At 55.0% G+C, this 19,543-nt stretch carries 21 protein-coding genes and 1 pseudogene; 5 read left to right on the plus strand and 17 right to left on the minus strand.

The window, feature by feature from the left end; translation table 11 throughout:
* Window positions 1-8 precede the first annotated feature (8 nt).
* Window positions 9-1,043, minus strand: a complete 1,035-nt coding sequence (locus tag F556_RS0129745) for an ABC transporter substrate-binding protein (RefSeq protein WP_020620655.1) — start codon at window positions 1,041-1,043, stop codon at window positions 9-11.
* Between the two features lie 303 nt (window positions 1,044-1,346).
* Here F556_RS0129745 and F556_RS0129750 point away from each other — a divergent pair, with 303 nt between their 5' ends.
* Together F556_RS0129750 and F556_RS0129755 are read left to right on the plus strand one after the other, a co-directional pair.
* Entirely contained in the window at window positions 1,347-2,609 is a 1,263-nt protein-coding gene (locus F556_RS0129750) for a copper amine oxidase N-terminal domain-containing protein (protein WP_020620657.1), read from the plus strand.
* Between the two features lie 18 nt (window positions 2,610-2,627).
* Window positions 2,628-3,101, plus strand: coding sequence for a YfbM family protein (locus F556_RS0129755; protein ID WP_245583162.1), 474 nt, complete (start codon window positions 2,628-2,630; stop codon window positions 3,099-3,101).
* A gap of 166 nt (window positions 3,102-3,267) precedes the next feature.
* On the opposite strand, the gene F556_RS0129760 is transcribed toward F556_RS0129755, so the two are convergent.
* The 9 genes from F556_RS0129760 to F556_RS0129800 form a co-directional block, all read right to left on the minus strand.
* On the minus strand, window positions 3,268-4,257 hold the full coding sequence (locus F556_RS0129760) for a cell wall hydrolase (protein ID WP_020620659.1): 990 nt from the start codon (window positions 4,255-4,257) through the stop codon (window positions 3,268-3,270).
* A 147-nt stretch (window positions 4,258-4,404) separates the two neighbouring features.
* Entirely contained in the window at window positions 4,405-6,153 is a 1,749-nt protein-coding gene (locus F556_RS0129765) for a cellulase family glycosylhydrolase (protein ID WP_020620660.1), read from the minus strand.
* A gap of 170 nt (window positions 6,154-6,323) precedes the next feature.
* A complete protein-coding gene (locus F556_RS0129770; protein WP_020620661.1) occupies window positions 6,324-6,572 on the minus strand; it encodes a hypothetical protein in 249 nt (82 codons plus the stop codon).
* 177 nt (window positions 6,573-6,749) lie between these two features.
* Window positions 6,750-6,986, minus strand: coding sequence for a MerR family transcriptional regulator (locus tag F556_RS0129775; RefSeq protein WP_020620662.1), 237 nt, complete (start codon window positions 6,984-6,986; stop codon window positions 6,750-6,752).
* A 78-nt stretch (window positions 6,987-7,064) separates the two neighbouring features.
* Window positions 7,065-7,517 carry a DinB family protein gene (locus tag F556_RS0129780; protein WP_020620663.1) on the minus strand — a complete coding sequence of 151 codons (453 nt, stop codon included), beginning with the start codon at window positions 7,515-7,517 and terminating at the stop codon, window positions 7,065-7,067.
* Between the two features lie 40 nt (window positions 7,518-7,557).
* The gene (locus F556_RS0129785) at window positions 7,558-8,154 is read right to left on the minus strand and encodes a hypothetical protein (RefSeq protein WP_020620664.1); all 597 of its coding nucleotides are present in this window, start codon (window positions 8,152-8,154) and stop codon (window positions 7,558-7,560) included.
* A 117-nt stretch (window positions 8,155-8,271) separates the two neighbouring features.
* Window positions 8,272-8,889 carry a TetR/AcrR family transcriptional regulator gene (locus tag F556_RS36770; protein WP_020620665.1) on the minus strand — a complete coding sequence of 206 codons (618 nt, stop codon included), beginning with the start codon at window positions 8,887-8,889 and terminating at the stop codon, window positions 8,272-8,274.
* A 99-nt stretch (window positions 8,890-8,988) separates the two neighbouring features.
* The gene (locus F556_RS0129795) at window positions 8,989-9,549 is read right to left on the minus strand and encodes a dihydrofolate reductase family protein (protein WP_020620666.1); all 561 of its coding nucleotides are present in this window, start codon (window positions 9,547-9,549) and stop codon (window positions 8,989-8,991) included.
* The gene (locus F556_RS0129800) at window positions 9,542-10,126 is read right to left on the minus strand and encodes a dihydrofolate reductase family protein (protein WP_020620667.1); all 585 of its coding nucleotides are present in this window, start codon (window positions 10,124-10,126) and stop codon (window positions 9,542-9,544) included. Before F556_RS0129800 ends, F556_RS0129795 begins: the two co-directional genes overlap by 8 nt.
* A gap of 124 nt (window positions 10,127-10,250) precedes the next feature.
* On the opposite strand from F556_RS0129800, the gene F556_RS0129805 reads away from it, so the two are divergent.
* Window positions 10,251-10,697 carry a MarR family winged helix-turn-helix transcriptional regulator gene (locus F556_RS0129805; RefSeq protein ID WP_020620668.1) on the plus strand — a complete coding sequence of 149 codons (447 nt, stop codon included), beginning with the start codon at window positions 10,251-10,253 and terminating at the stop codon, window positions 10,695-10,697.
* Between the two features lie 33 nt (window positions 10,698-10,730).
* Complete coding sequence (locus F556_RS35620; RefSeq protein ID WP_020620669.1) at window positions 10,731-11,813, plus strand: saccharopine dehydrogenase family protein; 1,083 nt, start codon at window positions 10,731-10,733, stop codon at window positions 11,811-11,813.
* Here F556_RS35620 and F556_RS0129815 read toward each other — a convergent pair.
* Window positions 11,810-12,232, minus strand: coding sequence for a VOC family protein (locus tag F556_RS0129815; RefSeq protein ID WP_020620670.1), 423 nt, complete (start codon window positions 12,230-12,232; stop codon window positions 11,810-11,812). The genes F556_RS35620 and F556_RS0129815 overlap by 4 nt on opposite strands.
* 389 nt (window positions 12,233-12,621) lie before the next feature.
* On the opposite strand from F556_RS0129815, the gene F556_RS36775 reads away from it, so the two are divergent.
* Window positions 12,622-14,208 carry a copper amine oxidase N-terminal domain-containing protein gene (locus tag F556_RS36775; protein ID WP_020620671.1) on the plus strand — a complete coding sequence of 529 codons (1,587 nt, stop codon included), beginning with the start codon at window positions 12,622-12,624 and terminating at the stop codon, window positions 14,206-14,208.
* Between the two features lie 96 nt (window positions 14,209-14,304).
* Here F556_RS36775 and F556_RS0129825 read toward each other — a convergent pair whose 3' ends face one another.
* The 6 genes and pseudogenes from F556_RS0129825 to F556_RS0129850 form a co-directional block, all read right to left on the minus strand.
* Entirely contained in the window at window positions 14,305-14,781 is a 477-nt protein-coding gene (locus F556_RS0129825) for a heme-degrading domain-containing protein (RefSeq protein ID WP_020620672.1), read from the minus strand.
* A 22-nt stretch (window positions 14,782-14,803) separates the two neighbouring features.
* Window positions 14,804-15,757 (minus strand): D-2-hydroxyacid dehydrogenase, encoded by a 954-nt coding sequence (locus tag F556_RS0129830; protein WP_020620673.1) that lies wholly within the window; start codon window positions 15,755-15,757, stop codon window positions 14,804-14,806.
* Window positions 15,754-16,398 (minus strand): dihydroxyacetone kinase subunit DhaL, encoded by a 645-nt coding sequence (gene dhaL / locus F556_RS0129835; protein ID WP_020620674.1) that lies wholly within the window; start codon window positions 16,396-16,398, stop codon window positions 15,754-15,756. The genes F556_RS0129830 and dhaL overlap by 4 nt, the downstream gene beginning before the upstream one ends.
* Window positions 16,398-17,411 (minus strand): annotated as a pseudogene (locus F556_RS35630) (dihydroxyacetone kinase subunit DhaK). The gene dhaL and the pseudogene F556_RS35630 overlap by 1 nt, the downstream one beginning before the upstream one ends.
* Window positions 17,408-18,418, minus strand: coding sequence for an aldo/keto reductase (locus F556_RS0129845; RefSeq protein ID WP_020620677.1), 1,011 nt, complete (start codon window positions 18,416-18,418; stop codon window positions 17,408-17,410). Before F556_RS0129845 ends, F556_RS35630 begins: the two are co-directional and overlap by 4 nt.
* On the minus strand, window positions 18,402-19,307 hold the full coding sequence (locus F556_RS0129850; RefSeq protein WP_020620678.1) for an RraA family protein: 906 nt from the start codon (window positions 19,305-19,307) through the stop codon (window positions 18,402-18,404). The genes F556_RS0129845 and F556_RS0129850 overlap by 17 nt, the downstream gene beginning before the upstream one ends.
* Between the last annotated feature and the right edge of the window lie 236 nt (window positions 19,308-19,543).

Below are 19,543 nucleotides of genomic sequence, written 5' to 3' on the forward strand. Positions count from 1 at the left end.
CTGTAGGACTAGGAGCGGCTGGTGAACAGGTCGGTATAACGCTCGACGATTTCGGCCTTGTGGTCGCGGACATATTCATCATCTTCCTCGATAACATGAATATCGCTGATCGGCGTCATGAAGTCGGCCAATTGCGCATCCATCCGCAGCGGACGGTTGGTCGTTTGTGTTCCCAGCGCATCCTGTGCTTCCTTGGAGATGATGAAGTCAATGAACAGCTTGGCATTATCGAGGTTCTTCGCCCCTTTGACAATACCGGCTACCGCATCCAGGAATACAGCGCCTTCTTTGGGATAGACGACACGCACCGGTGCACCATTGCTGACATAGCTTGCAGCCGGGTCTTCATAAGTCAGAGCCACTACATATTCTCCATCAGCGACACTCTTGTGTGCTGCACTGGAGCCACTGGCAATCTTGCCGTCGAGGTTCTCGATCAAGTCACCGACATAATCCCATCCTGCATCAGAGGTATAATCCCCGCCCATGGCTTGGAGCATATTCGTCAGTTGAGCGAAGGCCGAGCTGGAGTTGGCTGGATCCGCAGTGGCGATCTTGCCTTTCAGTGCCGGATTGAGCAGATCGGCGTAACCTTCGATCGGAATGTCGCCAGCCAGGTTGGTGTTGACGAGCAAGACGCTACCGTCCGACACGTAAGAGGTCATAATGCCAGTTGTATTGCGATGACCCTCCAGCAGATATTGATCGTTGGGCGACACATATTCCTCGAACAGTTCGGCATTGGCCATGTACAGGGCATACGCTCCGCCGAACATCACATCACCATAAGGATTATTGGTTTCGGATTGCAGACGCTTGATCAGCTCGCCACTGCCAGCGGAAACCAGCTCCACACTAATGCCGGTTTCTTTCTCGAACACAGGAACCAGTGCATTAATCATGTCCTCGCTATTTGGCGTGTACACCACCAATTTGTTCGAGCTCCCTGACCCGCTGCCCTCGGAGCCGGAGCCTCCGCCGCATGCGGCTAACATTGCAACCATACATGTAATTAATAGTGACACCGTTAATCGTTTTTTCATTGTGAAATCCCCCTCATCACTGGTATATCCTCATTTTATCAGGCTTCACAGCCATTAAAATCCCAAAATCGGACAACATCATCCACAATCCGAAACTAAATGTAAGATAACCTAACTTAATGTATGCGCCTTCATATATTTTCTTATTATCATCAATAGCTATAGCTATTCCCATTCCTACACGCAACTAATTAGGGCTAAGGTATGAATTCTAGAAAATTGTTCCTCTCGTCCCTGTTTGAATTACCAAAATTCGTTTATATTTCTATAGATCAACTAATTTTTAAATAAGGGAGGAACCCCATGCATACGGTTTATTTCGGAAAAGAAAAACTGCGCACCCTCTTCTATGTGGCTGCTGCAGCAATGCTGCTCACGCTTGTTGCCGCCCTGTCTTCCGCCTCGGCTGAGGCAGCCACCAACCCAATTAAGGTGAAGTATGATGATAAACAGCTTCAATTCAGCCCTAATCCCATCATTGATAACGGAACGACGCTGGTCCCCTTCCGCCCGCTGTTTGAGGCGATGGGCATGTCCGTCGACTGGAACAACGAGCGGAAGGTGGTAACCGGCAAGAAGGAAGGTCTGACGATTGTTCTGACCGTGGGCAGCAAGCAAGCCACCGTGAACGGGCAGCCGCTGCAGCTCAGTCTCGCCCCTCAGGTAAGGGGCGGCAGCACGCTGGTGCCCCTGCGCTTTGTCGGTGAGTCCACCGGGGCACTGGTCGCCTGGAACCCCTATGCGCCGGAGATTCTGATCTATACAGATGCGTATCTCGCAACGCAAGGTCTCACGAAGGAACAGGCGAACAAGGTCATTGCCGACCAGATTGCCGAATTTAAAGCCATCCATGATGCACAAGCGGCCGAGAATCCTCCGATCCCGGTACCCGCTGCTCCCAAGGGCAGTGGTGTCTATAAGCCAGCGACCTCCGACAGCGTGGATCTGAACAATTTGCAAGGCATGTATTATGGATTCCGTCCCGACAATGACGGCTCTGAGTGCGGCGGCATGTGCTGGGATCTGTACACGTTTCTCTCCGGCAAGCGTGTGGTCGTCGGCACGCCAGCGAACGGCGGACCTGAAACCATCGACTGTGCCAAAGACAAATGCAGCAGCTATACCATCAGCGGCGGCAAGTTAACGATTGCTGGTGGCGCATCGTACACCATCGAACGCAAGAACGGCAAGCTGTTCATCAACGATGTGGAAATGGAACGCGTGAAACCCGTCAGCAATGATTTGAAGCTGTCTGGCAGTTACATTAATCGTGGCTTTTTTGGTCTTGTTGGCATATCAGCAGGCTCTACCTCTTGGAGCACAACTCTTAAGCTCCAGGCCAACGGCACCTTCAGCAGTGACAGCATCATGATTGGCTCTGTGCAGGGCGGCGCACCAACGACTGGCGCTGCGGGTGCATCGACCAAAGGCTCCTACCGCATCACGGGCAACACGATTGTGTTCGCCTATCGCGATGGGCGGATAGAGCGTGAGCTTTTCTTTGTTCAAAGCAACGGTTCATTCGATGATATTCAAATTGGGGACAGTAATTTCCTTATCCAATAGGAGGAATACAGCGTGGGAATGATCGGTATCTACACCGCCATCAGCAGAGACGAGTCACAGCAGTTGGCTGACGGACAGCTGTTGCCGGATGACATGGAGCTATACGAACGGGAGAACCAACTGGATATCGATAAAGCCTGGCAAGCCCTGGGCTATGTATTGACGGGGAAGCTTGGCGGAGGAGAGGGTCCCATCTCGTATGCTGTTCCGATGCACGGAGAACGGCTACTGGATTATGGGGATTACGGGGCTTTTTATTTGCTTCCCGAGCAGGTAGCGGAAGCCTCTGCCGCCCTGGCACAGGTGACCAAGGACGACTTCCAGGAACGCTTTGCGCTAAATAATCCTGTGAAGGAGCAAGTGTACCCTGTCATGGATGATGAGGATGAGGACGAGTTTCTCTCCTATATCTATGACTATTTCACCCAACTGACTGCTTATTACCGTCAGGCTGCCGAGAACCGGCAAGGTATCCTATTTTACATCGCCTGACCTTAAAAAAGACGCGCGGCCCGCTTCGTTGCTTCCAACGAGCGGGCCGCTTTTTCAACATTTGGTTTTTGCGAATCTTAGAGCCCGTCGCCTGCACCCCCGCTCTTATTCTCCAGCAGACACGACGAAGCGCGTACCCACCATCGAGCACGCGCTTCTCTACTATTTATTTGGCAAAGCGATGATTGCCGATTGTTGTTACCGTTGTAAGACCAGACCAGAATGAACCGCGCGTCACATCAGGATTGTGAAAATAGACAGCACCCGGCACATTATTCTTGCCATTAAGTGCGTCCTTCGCCGCTCTAAGTGCGCTTGCATGCGGCTTGCTCTTGTCCAGCAATCCGTTATGCGCTGGCGGAAACTGCTTGCCGGCATAGATGACGCCACGGATCGTATCAGGGAATTGCTTGTGCGCCACCCGGTTGAGGATCACGTTGGCAATCGCCAGCTGTCCTTCATAGGACTCGTAGCCTGCTTCAACCATCGTAATCTTGGCGAGCAGCTGGTAATCAGTCTCCGTGTAAGGCTTTGCCCGCTGATCCCAGAACGATGGAACAACCACCTTCAACATCGTACCCTGTTCCGGGTTACTTGCGCCGGACAATCCATTGCGCTTTAACAGTTCTTGACGAGTCAACCCGTAAGCCTTACTGATCGCATCCAAGGTATCTTCCTCACTCAGTTCAACCGCCTTCAACCGAGTCAATAGAGCTACATCCGCTTCAGCATCATAGTGCATCTGCCCATGCAACAGCTCCGTCAACTGCCGAAGTGGTGCATACAAGCGACCACTCGAGAGGATGGGCGCCGCCTCCATGACCAGCCGCTCATCATTCAGATAAACAACGGGAACGCCGTTACCCAAAATAATCTTTTCCTTCACGACTGTCTGAACGGTCAGTTCCTCATCCTTGCTGTCCCAGCTCACTGCTGCACCAAATTGCTCCGCAATCGGGGCAACCGGGACATACATCCTACCTTCCCTGTAAAAGACCGAGCTAGGTAGCCTTACCGTCTCGCCATCCACACGAATCTGTGTCTGCGTAGAAGCGGCCGCTTCTTGTGCAATCCCTGCGAATGTCACCGTGCTGAGCAACAGCAAGCATGCAAGGGCAAGCAACATGCCCCGCTGATTAATCGTTCCTATGATCATATGTACCTCCCAACACTTCTTCTGGGTCGATATGCCTATGTCATTATTCATAGAAACGATTATAGCACAGCGCTAGTTGTCCATAAGATTAACATTTTCACAGAATTAACCAAGTTCTCCGCAGACAGGCATCTCAGATCAGCAATCCTACGGCGTACCGGTCACCTGAGCTCCCGCTTTAATCAAGGTGTATTCCAAGGTTTCACCGCTCCAGAAGTGGAACGTCAGATGGACGGTTCCATCGTTCGTTTCCTTGAAGAAATTCGGCTTCAGAACAATCTCACCCTCTTCGTAATCAGGCTCAAAGGTGTAAGAAAATTCTTTGAAGGATGTCCAATTCTGTGGACCCGCGTTGCTGCCGTCTTCATACTTGGCTTCCATCGTCGCTAGCTGGTCACCGTTGAAAACTGCAGGAATCGCAAAGGCTTCCGTCGTGCCTGATGCAGCACTTAGCTCAGGTGCATCGAACAACACGACTTGGAAGGTCCAGTCGGCCCCAGAGCTAAAACGGGCGGTAATCTCGGCATTTACGCCATAGTCGCCGTCTGCGGTCAGCTCCTGCAGCAAGCCGGGCTGGAACGTGAGGCGGTTTTTGTAATACGTATACTCTGGACCTGCAATCAGGACCCTGTCACCAATGGATAAGTCAATCAGGGTTTGACCATGGACGTTCATTGGAATACGGACACGAGTCGGCTCACTGCCCTCGCGGACAAAGATCATATCCGTCTCCCCCGTTACAGAGCGTCCATCCCACGATGCCTTCATCATGGCAGCCAGCTGTGGATCATTCCACTCCATCGTACGGCGGTTGTAGTGCTGGCCATTGTCCCACAGCATGTGGATCAGGTCTTTGGTCTGCGCGTAATGGATCATGTATTCAAAAAACTTCAGCTTCTCGCCCTGCTGTACCGTGCCGGTATGCTGGTCGAAGCCAAGCAGTCCGAACTCGCCGATAACCACGGGAATCCCCTCTGCTGTATATTTGTCATGGACACGGTCGAACTGCTCAATCAGATGGTTCTTGGAATCCTCTTCAAAGGTCGTGTACCCTGCAATGTTGACACTGAACGGCCAGAAACCATAAAAATGCACGGTCGCAATCAGGTTCGGATCGTCGAGATCGGCAATAAAATCATACAGGGCATCGACATGCTCCTGATCGGAGGACGTATGCATGGTCGGCAGGACCAATGGCCGCGTATCATTGTTACCGCCCGAGTTCCGAACGATGTCATAGAAAGAGGCATTCAGGGCATCGAGCATTTCCTGCTCGCCGCTGGCACCCGGACTGCTAAATTGCGGTTCGTTGATGCTCTCCAGCATCAGCTCGCGCGGATGATCCTTGAAGCGTTCAGCGATCTGGGTCCAAGCGGCATTGTACCGGTTCACGACATCGGCACGGTTATCGCCCATGCCATTAATCCAGCGCCAGGAATCATGATGCAGATTCAGCATCACGTACAGTCCGGCATCCAGTGACCAGTCCACCACTTCTTCAACCCGCTCCATGTAGGCAGGCTGGATGGAATAGTCTGGTGCGGGTCCCATCTTGTGCTCCCAGGTGACCGGAATTCGGATGCTCTTGAAGCCTTCCGCTGCGATGTGCTGGATTAATTCTTCCGTGACATTCGGATTTCCCCAAGCCGTCTCGTCTTCTGCAGAAGGATCGGCACTCCCACCCAGTCCCACTGCATCAAAGGTATTGCCCAGGTTCCATCCAGGCTGCATAGCTGCAGCATAATCTGCGATATTCTGCTTGGCAGCGGCTTTGCTCGCCGAACCGGTTTGCGTCCCGTTGCTCTCTGCATAGGCTCCCGTTGCCGACAGCGACAGAATCAATACAAGGATCGCCGTTACTCGGACAAACCTTTTCCGCCTAATCGAGATTTTCATCACTATTTCCTCCATTCATCGATTTTCTGTAAGCGTTACCACAAGAGTATACCGCTCTCTTCCTTCCGAAAACTACTTAGGAAATTAGTGGGAAAATCATAGGAAAATTGCATGTTTTCATGAAAGAGCCCTCGATAGTTAATCTGCTAAACGAGGGCTCGTATATTCATTTATTTTATACCGTACAACAGCCCGCGTTCGCTGTTCCTGCTGACACTGTCAACGATCGCCGTTGCCTCTTCTCTCGTTTCTGCAGGTCCGGCGATTATCAAATCGTTGAACGTCTTTTGATCGCCATCGAGCGGTTCAAACACCTGGACGACTAGTTCCTGCATCCGATTCATTTGGAAGACGGGGCCTAATTGCTGAATAGTCGGCATCCCGTCCTTCAAATCGGCATAAGCCAGTTTCTGGATCAAAGCGCGAGAAGTTCGGGTAGATGTCGCTCTCCGGCAGGCTCCGCTGTCCGGGAACTGCCGTTAAATGCTCTGCCAGCTCTCTGGTGTTTGAAAATGACAAGTGCTGTACAGCTTCTAATGCCTGTAGCATCTCCTGCTTGGTCGTTAACTCTTCCAGAAGTGCATTTCGGCGATGCTCTACGATCGCTCCAATCTCGGCGGCGAATGTTGCATGCGAATTATTTCTTCAATGCCGAATTCGAGTTTTCGCAGTTCAGCGATGGCGAGCAACTGCTCCACGTCTTGCTCGGTGAAGGAAAGATAGGTCCTACCCCCTGCCACCTCAGAAGCCGGCGAGATGAGTTCCCGCTCGACGTAGTACCTGACCGTACGCTCCGTCAGCTGGGTTTTCTTGCACACGTCTTTCATTTTCATGATGAGTTCCCCCTGTTCTGGTTGTAATTTAGCATCTTACGTAGGGGAAGAGTCAAGCATTCTCTTGATAATTCAGTGTTATAACCTCGCAAAGGCAATAAAATCGAAGACAACCGGCTGCACCTTCCCGGAGACCAGCATTCGGTTAACCTGCCCCCGGTGATACTGGCCATGCAGCGTAACATGGATGAGGATGTCCCGAACCGGCATTTCAAACGGCGTCCCCTGCTGGTTGGTGTAGGCAATCGTTCCATCAAGATCTGCTTCGGTTAGGAGCGCCATATAGTCCCTGTACCCACGGTCATTGGCCCGCATTAAGGCGGCTACCTCAGTCGCATCGCCCGCCTCCCACAACTGCAGGTGTCTGCTGCTCCCGCCGTTTAGCCGGATGAGCCAGACTTGCTCGGCGATCGCCATATGCCTCAACAGCCGCAGGATGTCGGGATCATCTACCCCATTCTTCTCCACGACATCAAGAATTTCAGCGTTGGCCCAATGCATATGCTCCATCATGCGCAGCATCGTCTTCATGTCTGCTTCCTCCTCTAGTCAATTGCTTTCTTATCGTTGTTCAGTTGCGATAAGGCTCCTCGCGGACGAGATGTCCGTAGATGATTTTTATAAATAATAATGGCATCAGCCACTCGAATCCCGTAACCGGATCCAGAATATAACTGTTCACCAGAAAAGCCAGCAGGATAAGCAGCATCGAAACAGGACGCTTGAGGTACAGCGGTGTCCGCAGTACTACGGCCAATGAAATCAGGTAGAACGCATACCAACAGGCGGCGTAGATCCAGTTCCCTTGTCCGTGCCACAGACCGACAACAATCGGATGAACATGCAGCACACCAAACCATACCGGATGCTTGAGCAGTCTGCCCGTCAGACCCTCATGCGGTTTGGGCGGCGTATGATAGAATCGTTTGCAAGAGTTGAGTGCATTGGCAACTAGCCCACCGCTAATGTCCGCAGCAAGGAGCAGCGCGACGACTGTCTGGGCGGTTGTCCACAAGACCTCGCCTCTCCATAAGCCTGCCGTAACGAAGATTGGAACAATCAGGGCTGCCAGTAGGCTGAGCCGACGCTCAGCTGGGGTGGCGCCTGTGCCCGCCGAATAATCTGTTTTGCCTTCGTAATGCCAATCGATTCGAGGCTGCTGATTCATGGAACACCCCTATCCACAATTAATGAGGATACTCATTTTTATGCCAAAAAAATAAGCCCTCCAGCACACTACGCAGATAGGCCGCCCAAGGGCCTGTCTCTGGAGCTTGCTTGTCTGTCATACGTGACCGGTCAAGATAAAGTCGATCTGGTCTGTCATCGACTCGAGCAGTGTCTCATAAGACCACGATTCGACCATGACATACTGCGAGAGCAGGGTCACCACACAGCCAAAGATGCAAGCCGACGCCAGCGGCACATCCAGCTTATTCAACGCCATGGGATGTGCTGCTCTCTGCTCTTCCAGGTATGCCTGGAGCTGCTGCAGCATCCGATCGTCTGCCGCGAACAGGCCGGCCCGGGCATCCAAGCTATCACGCGAGGCTCCGCTATACACCAGGGAAAAATAGTCCTGCAGCAAGCTGCGGCTTACGCGCTGCAGCATAGCCAGCTCCTGTCCAAGCATGCTTACGATTGCCGCTGTCAGATGCTGGCTACTAACCGTCTCTAGCACAGCCGGTGCTTCGGAGGCTCCTTCGCGCTCAGGCATCATTGCTGCCACGAACAACTCGCCTTTGCTGCGATAGTAGTTAAACAAGGTACCCTCAGCAATGCCTGCTGTCTTCGCAATCTCAGCTGTCGTAACCTGTTGGTATCCCCTTGCCTCAAACAGCTTGCCTGCCTGAGCCAGAATGGATTTTCTCGTCTCTTCTTTCTTCCGTTCCCGCAGTCCCATGTCTTCCTCCGTAACCTAAAAATGAGTATACTCATATATTGAGTATACTCACATTTAGAGTTTCGCGCAATCTGTTTTTTTGCTGCTCTCTTCTATCCCTCAACGGGACGCATTACGTGAGCGGTAGACCAGTAGCACATTGCCAGATGGAAAAGGTTGGACACGGACCAGGTCGAGCAGCAGATTCGGACTCAATGTGCTGAGAAATGGAGGGCCGCTAGCAAGTACGACCGGATTAACCATGAGCTGATACTCATCAATCGCATTGGCTGCCGACAAGGCCGAAACCAGCTTGCCGCTGCCCAGAATGACTACATTTCCATTGCTATTCATTTCAGCATCAAGCTGTACCGACGTATCCTGCAGCACTGTCGTTCCCGGCCAGTTGGCCTGGCTAAGCGTTCGCGATATGACATACTTGGGGAGGCGGTTCATGACTTCCGCAATGACGGGGTCCCGCTCCTTCGCCTCGGCCGTGGTCCAGTAAGCGGCCATTAATTCATACGTAATCCGTCCAAACAAAATTGCTTCTGCGGATTCGAGTAAATCAGCAGCATACGCGTTGTAATCCGCATCCACTTGGTGCCAATCGATTGATCCGTTCGCTCCTTCCGCCTTTCCATCCAAAGATACGACCATTTGTGAGATCCATTTAGCCATGGCTGCTCACCTCCCGGCTTGTCCGGTAGCGCAGCAGCACGACGCCGCCTGCAAACGACCGTGTCTGTATCAGCTCCAGCCCCAGGTGATGCTGCAGCGGTGGAAAAAATGGCTTGCCCCCGCCCAGTACGATAGGAAACAAGTAGATCTGGTATTCATCAATGAGTTCAAGCGGCATCAAACTCGCAGCCAGCCCCGCGCCTCCGAGCAGCATATCTCCGCCCTCTCGATTTTTCAGCTGCTTTACTGCCTTTTGGACCTCATCGCGCACAAGGGTCGTGTTCCACTGTACTTCGGTCAGTGTCCGCGAGAATACAACTTTCTCCAGCTGCACCCAATCGCGTCCAAAGGCAAGCTCGCGAGCGGAAGCCGCCGTATTCCCTTCCAGATGCGGCCAATACCCCGCCATCGCCTCATACGTATGCCGGCCATAGAGATGCGTATCCACATCTGATTCCATGTCTTGTATAAACGCAAACAACTCTTCATCCGGCTCGCTCCAGCTGAGATCACCGTCCTTACCCTCAATGTAACCATCCAGTGAAACCATTTGTGAATAAATGATTTTTCGGCTCATAAGGTTAACCTCCCGTTTGGCTTATGTGGATTCTACCTTCTAACATATCATAGCCACTGAATCGGAGGTTCTTTTCAATTGCGGCATCCTTGACAAACTTAAGTTTAGGAACTAAACTAAATTCATGACACCTAAACCTAATTCATCTACCACTAACGGCAGCCGGGAACTCGGCAAACTCATTATGCAGCTCAAGCGGCTAGAGCGGCAACCGCATACCTTTGGTCAAGCCGGCACCCTGTCACCAAGCGAGATTCATACGATTGACGCCATCGGGATCGACTCGCCTGTTCTGATGAGCGAGCTAGCGACGCGGCTGGGCGTCACCAAAGGCGCAATTACCCAGATCATTCAGCGGCTGGAGGGCAAAAGCCTCGTCGCACGCGCCGTTCATCCGGAGGATGCACGATCCACGCTGCTGTCACTGACTTCCCTGGGAGAGGAGGCTTACAAGACCCATCTGGCCGTTAATCATCAATTCTATGATCGCCTTCGGTCGCAATTAACACAGCAGGAAATCGCAGCTTTTGAGAAAAGTCTGGTTATTCTAAACGACATGCTTGAACCTTAGATTGATGGCTCGCGGATAGAAAGGAACATCAGGATGAAAAAAAATATCGTTGTCATCGGAGGGTACGGCCATGTTGGCGGACGAATCTGCCAGACCCTGGCACAGCATTACCCGGGCCAAGTGATCGCCGCCGGCCGTTCTCTGAAACGCGCGGAAGCCTTCTGCGCTTCATCAGCAGGAACCATCCTCCCCCTGGCCCTTGACGTTGCTCAGGCACCGACCGAAAGTTTGCTGCAGGAGACGGGGCTCATCATTATGTGCCTGGACCAGCAGGATACACGCTTTGCTCAGGCCTGCCTCGCACGCGGTATTCATTATATCGATATCTCAGCGGACTACGGTTTCCTCTCGCAGGTCGAGGCTCTGCATGATCTGGCGGCCGAGCACGGAGCATCCGCATGGCTAAGCGTCGGTCTGGCGCCGGGCCTGACCAACCTGCTGGCTCGACTGGTCCGCGACAAGCTGGATGACACTTCCGCCATTGACATAACGATTATGCTGGGGCTGGGAGACGCACACGGGAAGGCCGCTCTGGAATGGACATTGGACAATGCTGTATCGGATTTTGAGACTGGACGAACCGCCACCGGGGATCGGCGGCGGCTCGTGAGTCTTAGTGATGGCAGAACTGTGAATTGGGGCAATGGAGTCGGGAGGCAGCGCGCCTACCGTTTCAACTTCGCCGACCAGCACATCCTGCCGGATACGTTGGAGGTGCCGGAGGTTGCCACGCGGCTGAGCCTGGATCCGGGCTGGATGACCGGCTTACTGGCTGCCGCCAAACGGCTGGGTCTGCTGCTGCCGTTGCGACTGCCCTTCTGTCGGTCCCTGGCGGTACGCGCCTTCGGCGGGATGCGCATGGGCCAACCCTTATATGCGTTGCACGTTCAGGCGAATGGCCACATAAATGGTCAGCCTGCCAGCGTCGCAGCCGTCTTGCGCGGACGCCATGAATCGGAGGTTACTGCCTTGACCGCTGCTGCCTTGGCACTGGAGGTCTGCTCCGGCCGCGCGCCGGGCGGCGTGCGGCATATTGAGCAAGGCTTCACGTATCCGGAGCTGGCGCATGCACTCGAAGGTGTGGCTCACCTGACCCTGGTGGAGCCGGGACGTTAGTCGTCCAGCTCCCAAGCCGGGTTCCAGACCACTTCCCATAGATGGCCATCGGGATCGAGGAAGTGTCCCGAGTACCCGCCCCAGAACGCCTCGTGGGCCGGGTCAGTAATGACAGCCCCGGCCTCAGCAGCCTGGGCCATGACGGCATCAACCTCCTCTTTGCTGCCGACATTGTGTCCGATGGTCAGCTCCGTGGAGCTTGGCGGACCCAGCGGCACCTTCGCTTCATGAGCCACATCCTTGCGCTGCCAGATCGCCAACTTAAGTCCCCCCTGCAGCTCGAAGAAAGCTACCGCTCCATGCTCGAACTCACGGCCGATAATCCCCTCGCTCGGAAATCCGAGTCCCTCCCTGTAGAACCGCAGCGACCGCTCCAGATCATCAACGCCCAGTGTAAGTACCGTAACCCTTGGCTTCATACGACTCATCTCCTCGTGTAAACTTCCACTGACTTCATTTTGCCACAGTTACAATGCACAGGATTGTAAAAAACGGCCACCCCTTCGTCTGAGGGGCATAGCCGTTTCGTTAGCGCATGGAGAATCGAGGGAAGTATGCTGAGCGACTACGGTTACATCCTCAGCTCGTGAATCCTTAAGACAGGGGTAAGGCTTCCTCCTATTCTAACTGCTGCTTGCCTTTACCCTAACATGATGACTCAAATCGGACAAAGAGAATACGCTGTTTTCCCGGATAATCGGGATCCCTTTTGGGACTATTGGTTTGGAAAATGCAACCAAATGGTCTATTGAGCACCTGGGAGAACTATGGTAATTTTTAAAAAAAGGTTAAAAGGAAGGAGTCTACTGTGCGTATTCGTTATTCTTGGTACACATTAGTAACTGTATTGGCTCTCCCCCTCATCCTGATGTTATCCGCACATGTATCGGCCAACTCTAAGATTCAGGTCTATGTCGACCGGGAGCCTGTCGTCTTCACGCTCGACCCTGTGATCGACCGTGGGACAACACTTGTCCAGCTGAGACCGCTGCTGGAGGCGCTTGGCGTCGATATCAGCTGGTCGGCAGCCCAACGCACCGTCACTGGAGTCAAAGACGATAACCGCTTCTCCTTGACATTGGATCAGTCCCACGCCCAGGTGAACGGCCAACGCCTGGCCCTCAGTGTTCCGGGACGCAGCGTAAACGGCCATACGATGATCCCGCTTCGCTTCGTTGGTGAATCGACTGGCGCCGCTGTCGGCTGGAATGGCAACACTCGGACGATCAGCGTCTATAGCCAGGAGCTGATTGAGCTGATTGGGTTAAGCCAGGAAGATGCCCAGCGCGAGGTTACAGAAGGCGCGTGGAACCGGACATCCGCCACCACCACTTCTCCCAGCGGCTTGTATAGCCGCAGTTACACGCACTACTCCGACAACCGGAATTGCGTTGGGGTGTGTATGGATCAGCTGTACTTTGTGAACGACAGACAGGTCGCAACTAGCCTGCCGCCCGAGGGACCAGACGCCGTGCGCTGTACTGCCGGCCAATGCCAGTCTTATGAGATCAAGGGCGGCCAGCTTATACTGGGCAGTGGCCAGAGCTTTAAGATCGAGCAACTGTCAGCCGACCACTTTACGCTTGACGGCAGGACCTATGTCCGCCACGAGCCCTTAAGCCGGTTGCAGCTCGACGGAGCCTACGTGACCAATATTGCAGGGAACCTAAGTAACAATCAGACGTATGTGTTCCAGGCAGACGGCACGTTTACCGAACAAGGCGAGTCGGCATCCGCAGGAACATATACCGTAATCAATTATGGCATCCTGCTGAAGCATGACGGTGGCCGGGTGGAGAAACGCATGTTTTACCGCCCGGACCACAATGAGCGCGTGCTGCAGATTGGCGGCAGCATGTATACGCGAGATACCAGTGGTCCAAGTATCAAAACTGCTCCGCTGCCCGACAAGCTGACCACGGAACGTCAAGCTGAAAAAAAGCTGTTCAGTACCGCAGCACCATCCCGTCAACGGGAGCTGAAGGACGTTTTCGTTACGCTGCAGGCCTACCAGTGGGCCGAACTGGACATCCATCCGGATTATTCCCACACGTTTCAGGGCTTCGGCAATGAGGGCGTAATTGCTTTGACGGTCAGATATGAAGTGCAAAACCGGACGGGGCAGACCTTGGATACTGCTACGCTCGAGCCCCGGCTGCGGGTGAATAACTTTGCAGGTGAGGTGCTGGCTTCTCCGAATCTTGTCCCGCCACCCGTCGGTGCACTCAAGACGGATGAAGCAGCCACGCAGTTAGCGGTATTCCTGTTTCCCAAAGACCGGTACAGCGAATTCACCCGCTTCGAGCTGGCGCTTGGCGGCCTGACGCTGAATGGTGGTGCACCCTGGTTTGGTGAGCAGTGGCTGGTGTTTGATATTTTCAACACCTTGGATTAGCGAGCATTGCGTATACATGCATAACAAGAGGACCCCGCAAATCGATCGTGATGTGCGGGGTCTCTCTGTGTGGAAATTAGGGTTGCGAATGACTCTTTACTGTCGTACGTCTTTCTGAATGAGCTCCGCCAAGGCCTCTGCGACCATTGCGTGATCCTGCTCCCCCGTCAGCCCCGACACCGTGGCTATGCCAACCACGCCCTCGCCCAGCATCCGCAAGGGAACGGCGCCGCCTACAGCTTTGTACTGTTCAGGATCCAAGCCGTCATCTTCCACCGTGCCCCCTCTGCCGGCGAGCAGCAGATGTATGTAATAGGAGCTATGCTCATAGTGCTGCACCACATTGTTTTTCCAGTCCACCCACTCGTCGTTGCGGGATGACTTGCCCTCCATCCGGGTATAGTACACCCGCTCGCCACGCAGCCGGATATCGACGACGATAGCTTTGCCCTCGCGTTTTGCCCGCGTAACGATAAGGCTTCCCAGTTCATAGGCCGTGTCGTTTGTGAATGTTTCAAATTGCAGATTTTCCTCCTGCTGGAGCAGTTGCTGCAGGACAGCCTGACTATCCATGTCATTCCTCCTTCTCGGCAGGTTAGTATTGCCTGTTCAGCTCCACCTGGTTGAGTGGTAGCCTCTCCCCTTTGACCCAAGCCTCCAGGTTGACTGCAAAAATCTCCAGCGCCCGTTCCTCGTACCGGTCGGTCATACCGCCAGTGTGCGGCGTAATAATAACATTGGAGAACTCCCATAACGGATGCTCGGGCGGTAATGGCTCCTCCTCGAATACATCCAGACCTGCTCCTGCAATTTCCCCCTGGCGCAGCGCCTCAACCAATGCCTCTGTATCCACCGTCGCTCCCCGGCTGACGTTGATGAAGACCGCACCGGGCTTCATTATGGCAAACTGCTCACGTCCGAACATGTGGCGCGACTCATCCGTCAGTGGCATGATTGCTACAACGACGTCGCTCTCCGCCAGGACGGTATCGAGTCCGCTCAGATCATACATCCGGTCGACGGATTCTGCACGTGCGCCCGTGCGGCGCACGCCAAGTGTCTTCATCCCGAAGGCTTGGGCCAGCCGGGCCAGCTCCACGCCTATCGAGCCTACACCGATAATACCCATCGTCTTGCCATGCAGCTCTGTCAAACCGCCTGGATTCTCCCAATGGTGATTCATCTGTTGCCGAATGGAGACATTCAATTTGCGGGAGAAGGCCAGCATCATTGCCAATGCCGTCTCCGAGACCGGATGCGGATGCACGCCACTCGCCGTAGTCAGAACCATGTTCCGACGTGCCAGCAGCGACAGAGGCAGCCGGTCCACCCCTGCGCCCCATACCTGAATCCATTGGATTGGCGTAGACTCTGCTGCGCAAACCTCTGCCACCTCGTTGTTCCAGCCGCAGACGATCTCTGCCCGCGCCAGTCCCTCGCGGAGCGCTTCCCCCTCCAGTCCGTGCAGCAATTCGCAGTCCGGCGCGACCGCCTGGATTCTCGCCAGACTCGCTTCCTTCAGCGGGGGAATGATGACCATTGTTCTCATGAGGCTTCCGCTCCTCTACTGGCGGCGTAGGCTTCTACAAAAGCAGCAAAAATGAGCTGAGCAGAAGCTGCACCCGGGTCAATTCCGCCTTTGGAACGGTCGCCGAGCCGGCCGGAGCGCCCTTTGCGGGAAATCATGTCCTTGGTGGATTCCATACCGCGCTTTCCAGCATACACCGCCTGCTCCCAGGCATCAGGCCATGCTGTATCCTTCTCTAGCACCTCAGCAATCGGAATCCAGGTATCCAGCATCGTCTTGTCGCCACGCTCTGCCTTGCCGATCTTCTGGATGCCTTGGACAACAGCAATCCAGAATTGGCCCAGTTCCTCCTCGCTTAGCGTCGGCTTGCCAGCAACTACTACGCTTGCTCGCATCCAGCCCATGCCATACAGCGGCCCTACAGATGCACCGACGCTGTCCAGGAATGCACGTGAAATCTCCTTCACGATCGTGCCGATATCTTCAACCTCTGCCAATTGGTCCAGCCGCTCCCCGATAGCGCGCCAGCCAATCGCCATAGAGACACCATGGTCGCCGTCACCGATAACCCGGTCAAGCTCGGACAGGTAGGCCTGCTCCGCCTCAACAGCTTTACCAATTCGGTGGAAGATCGCTATGAACTGTGGAACGCTCAGCTGCATCAATCGCTCCTCCCTTCCCGTTGGGTCAGCGCCGGACAGTCCGCCGGCCGGTCGATCAGCTCCGCCAGCTCGTCATCGAGCTTCATAATGGTCAGTGAGCAGCCGCCCATCTCCATAGAGGTGACATAGGGCCCCACATAGGAGCGATGAATGCGGATGCCCCGCTCCTCCAGTAGCTGAGCCGTCTTGCGGAATACAAGGTAGAGCTCCATCATCGTCGTCGATCCGAGGCTATTCACAAGCACAACCACCCTGTCGCCCGAGGCGATGTCCAGATCCGCCAGGATGGCCTGGAGCAGCTCGGTGGCGACATTGTCGGCCGTCGCGAGCTTGCTTCGGGACAGTCCAGGCTCACCGTGGATGCCCAAGCCCAGCTCCATCTCATCTGGCGCCAGCTCGAAGGCTTGCTTGCCCGTCTAGGGAAGATAGCAGCCGCTGAGTGCCACGCCCATCGTCCGAGTCTGGTCATTGGCCTTGCGGCACATCCGGACCAGCTCATCCAGGGAGTAGCCAGCATCGGCTGCAGCGCCAGCCACCTTGAATAGAAGCACGAATCCAGCAATCCCGCGCCGTTGCTCCCGCTCCGCTGGCGGAGCCGAGGCGACGTCGTCCGTTACCCGAACTGTTTCGGTGCGGATGCCCTCCATCTCGGCCAACTCCGCGCTCATATCAAAATTCATACCGTCTCCAGCATAGTTGCCGTAGAGATAGAGCACGCCCGCTCCCTGCTCCACAGCGCGCGTCACCTCGAGAATCGGCGACGGGGGTGGCGAAGCGAACACATTGCCAACTGCTACGCCATCGGCGAAGCCTTCACCTACATACCCCAAGAAGCCAGGTTCGTGACCAGAGCCCCCGCCGATGACGATACCGACCTTGCCCGGCTGCAGCCGGGTGCGGATCAACGCACGCGGATGGTTGGGCGATTGGCGAATCATGTGAGGATAAGCCGCGACATACCCTTCAATCATCTCCTCGACCACACGGTCCGGGTCGTTCAACAGCTTCTTCATGGAATCACCTCTCCTCTGCTTGATTGATATAGCGCATACCACTCGTCGCGGGTCATCAGCTCGGCTTGCCGCGCAGCATCCGCGCAGGCGAGGATCCGCTCGGGGTTCAACGTGCCCGTTACCGGCTGGATGCGGGCCGGGTGCTTCATCAGCCAGCCCAGGATAATCGACTCTGGTGTCGTCTCCTTCTCGCTTGCCATGCGGCCCACCAGCTCCGTGGTCTGCCGCTCTGCCTCTGTGACGTTCTCCATCACGCGTCCCGAGAAACGACCCTGCGCCAGCGAGCCCCAGGCTTGCAGCTGGATGTTCTCGGCGCGGCAATATTCAAGCGTGCCCTCGGGGAACCGTACGGTCTTGGCGATCGTGCGGTTCATGAGGATGCCGCTGTCCAGCCAGTCGAGCTTGCCCAGGCTCAGATCCAGCTGGTTAACGACCAGTGGCACTGGCAGGTACCGCTGGAGGAAGCGCATCTGCTCGGCCCCTACATTGGATACGCCAAAATGAGCAACTTTGCCCGCGATACGCAGCTGATCGAACGCTTCGGCAATGTCCTCAGGCTCCATGAGCGGGTCGGGCCGGTGCAGGAGCAGCACATCCAGACGCTCGACGCCCAGACGTTTCAGGCTGCGGTCAACGGCGGCAACGATATGCGGGCTTGAGAAGTCATACTGCTTGGCCTTCCCTTCCTCTACCCGGTAGCCGCACTTAGTCTGGATGGTGATCTGCTCCCGCAGCTGCGGCCGTCGGCGCAATGCTTCGCCGAACACCGCTTCCGCCTGTCCCTTCGCATAGGCATCAGCATGATCGAACATCGTGATTCCCGCTTCCAGCGCCGCATCGATTGCCCGCTCCGTCTGCAGGATGGTTTCCTCCGATATCGGCAGCGCCTTCGGACCGCCGCTGAGCTTCATGCAGCCGAATGCAAGTCGGCTGCTCGTAATGCCCCGCTGCTCATAAGGCATCGGCTTGCGCACGCGTGCCGCCTCCTGATTAAGCTCTCGCGTCATTAGACGGCCCCTTTCCTTCGCTGGCTCTCGCTTCCTCCAGCTCCTCCTCCCAAGTAAGCGAACGATATGGCTCCGCTTGCTCCGAGGATGCGCTCCAGTCGAGGAAGTCCTCCCAGATGGAGAGCGGCCAGGTGCCATCGACATCCGCCGTCGTATAGACGCCAGCCTCCAGACGCTCAAAGCCGAAGATGTCGCGAACCTGCGACTTCTCCGCCAGCACGACAACCAGCTCCGCCAGATGAGGCGGGATAAACAATATCCCTGCCGACGACGCCATGACGATGTCGCCCGGCAGGCAGAGCGCTTTGCCGATCCGGCACGGCACGTTCATGCCGGTCATCGTGACGTCGCGGATCGGTGTCGGATCGATGCCGCGGTAGAACACGTTGATCGACGAGATCTTCTCGACCTGCTGCGTGTCGCGCATACCACCCCAGACCACGGCGCCGCCTCGCTTCGTCCGGGTAGCGATCGCAGTGGACAGGTTACCGCCCACGAAGGTGCCTTTGTAGATCTTGTCGAACATATCGACGACGACAACATCGTCCTCTACCAGGCTGTCGATGACCCATTGATTGAAGAAGCCTTTGCGGCCCTCTTGCTCATGCCCGTGCTTCAGCAGTGCCTCATTCAGATCCGGCCGCTCGGGAACGAACACGGCAGTTACTGCTCGCCCAACCACTGTCACATCGGCATGAATGGAGCGAAAGTCCCCTTGGTACTGAAAATCGTAGCCCCTGTGCCATAGCGGACTCCAAGCCTCCTCCAGCGTAATGCGCCGCATTCGCTCCAGAATCTCAGCAGGCACTTTCGGGCGTCCGTTGTCGAACCGTTCACCGGTCCATAGCGGCGTGATTTGCAGAATGTCTTCCTTGTTGTCGTAGTTCAATCTATACACACTCCTCTGTAAAGGTATTGGTTTATCAAATTCCAGACGGGGCTGGTGCTGTAACGGCCATATATGCAGCTATTCGGCACCAAATTGGCGATTCGAAATTCTAACGGCCATGAGCGCAGCTATTCACCTGTTTCGTGCTGATCTGAGCCCATTATTGAGCCAATAACTGCGCCTGTGGCCGTTAGCCTGCCGAGGGGCGGTTATTTCACTAAATAAGTGCTGTGGCG

This window comes from Paenibacillus daejeonensis DSM 15491, assembly GCF_000378385.1.
Lineage (GTDB): Bacteria > Bacillota > Bacilli > Paenibacillales > Paenibacillaceae > Paenibacillus_D > Paenibacillus_D daejeonensis.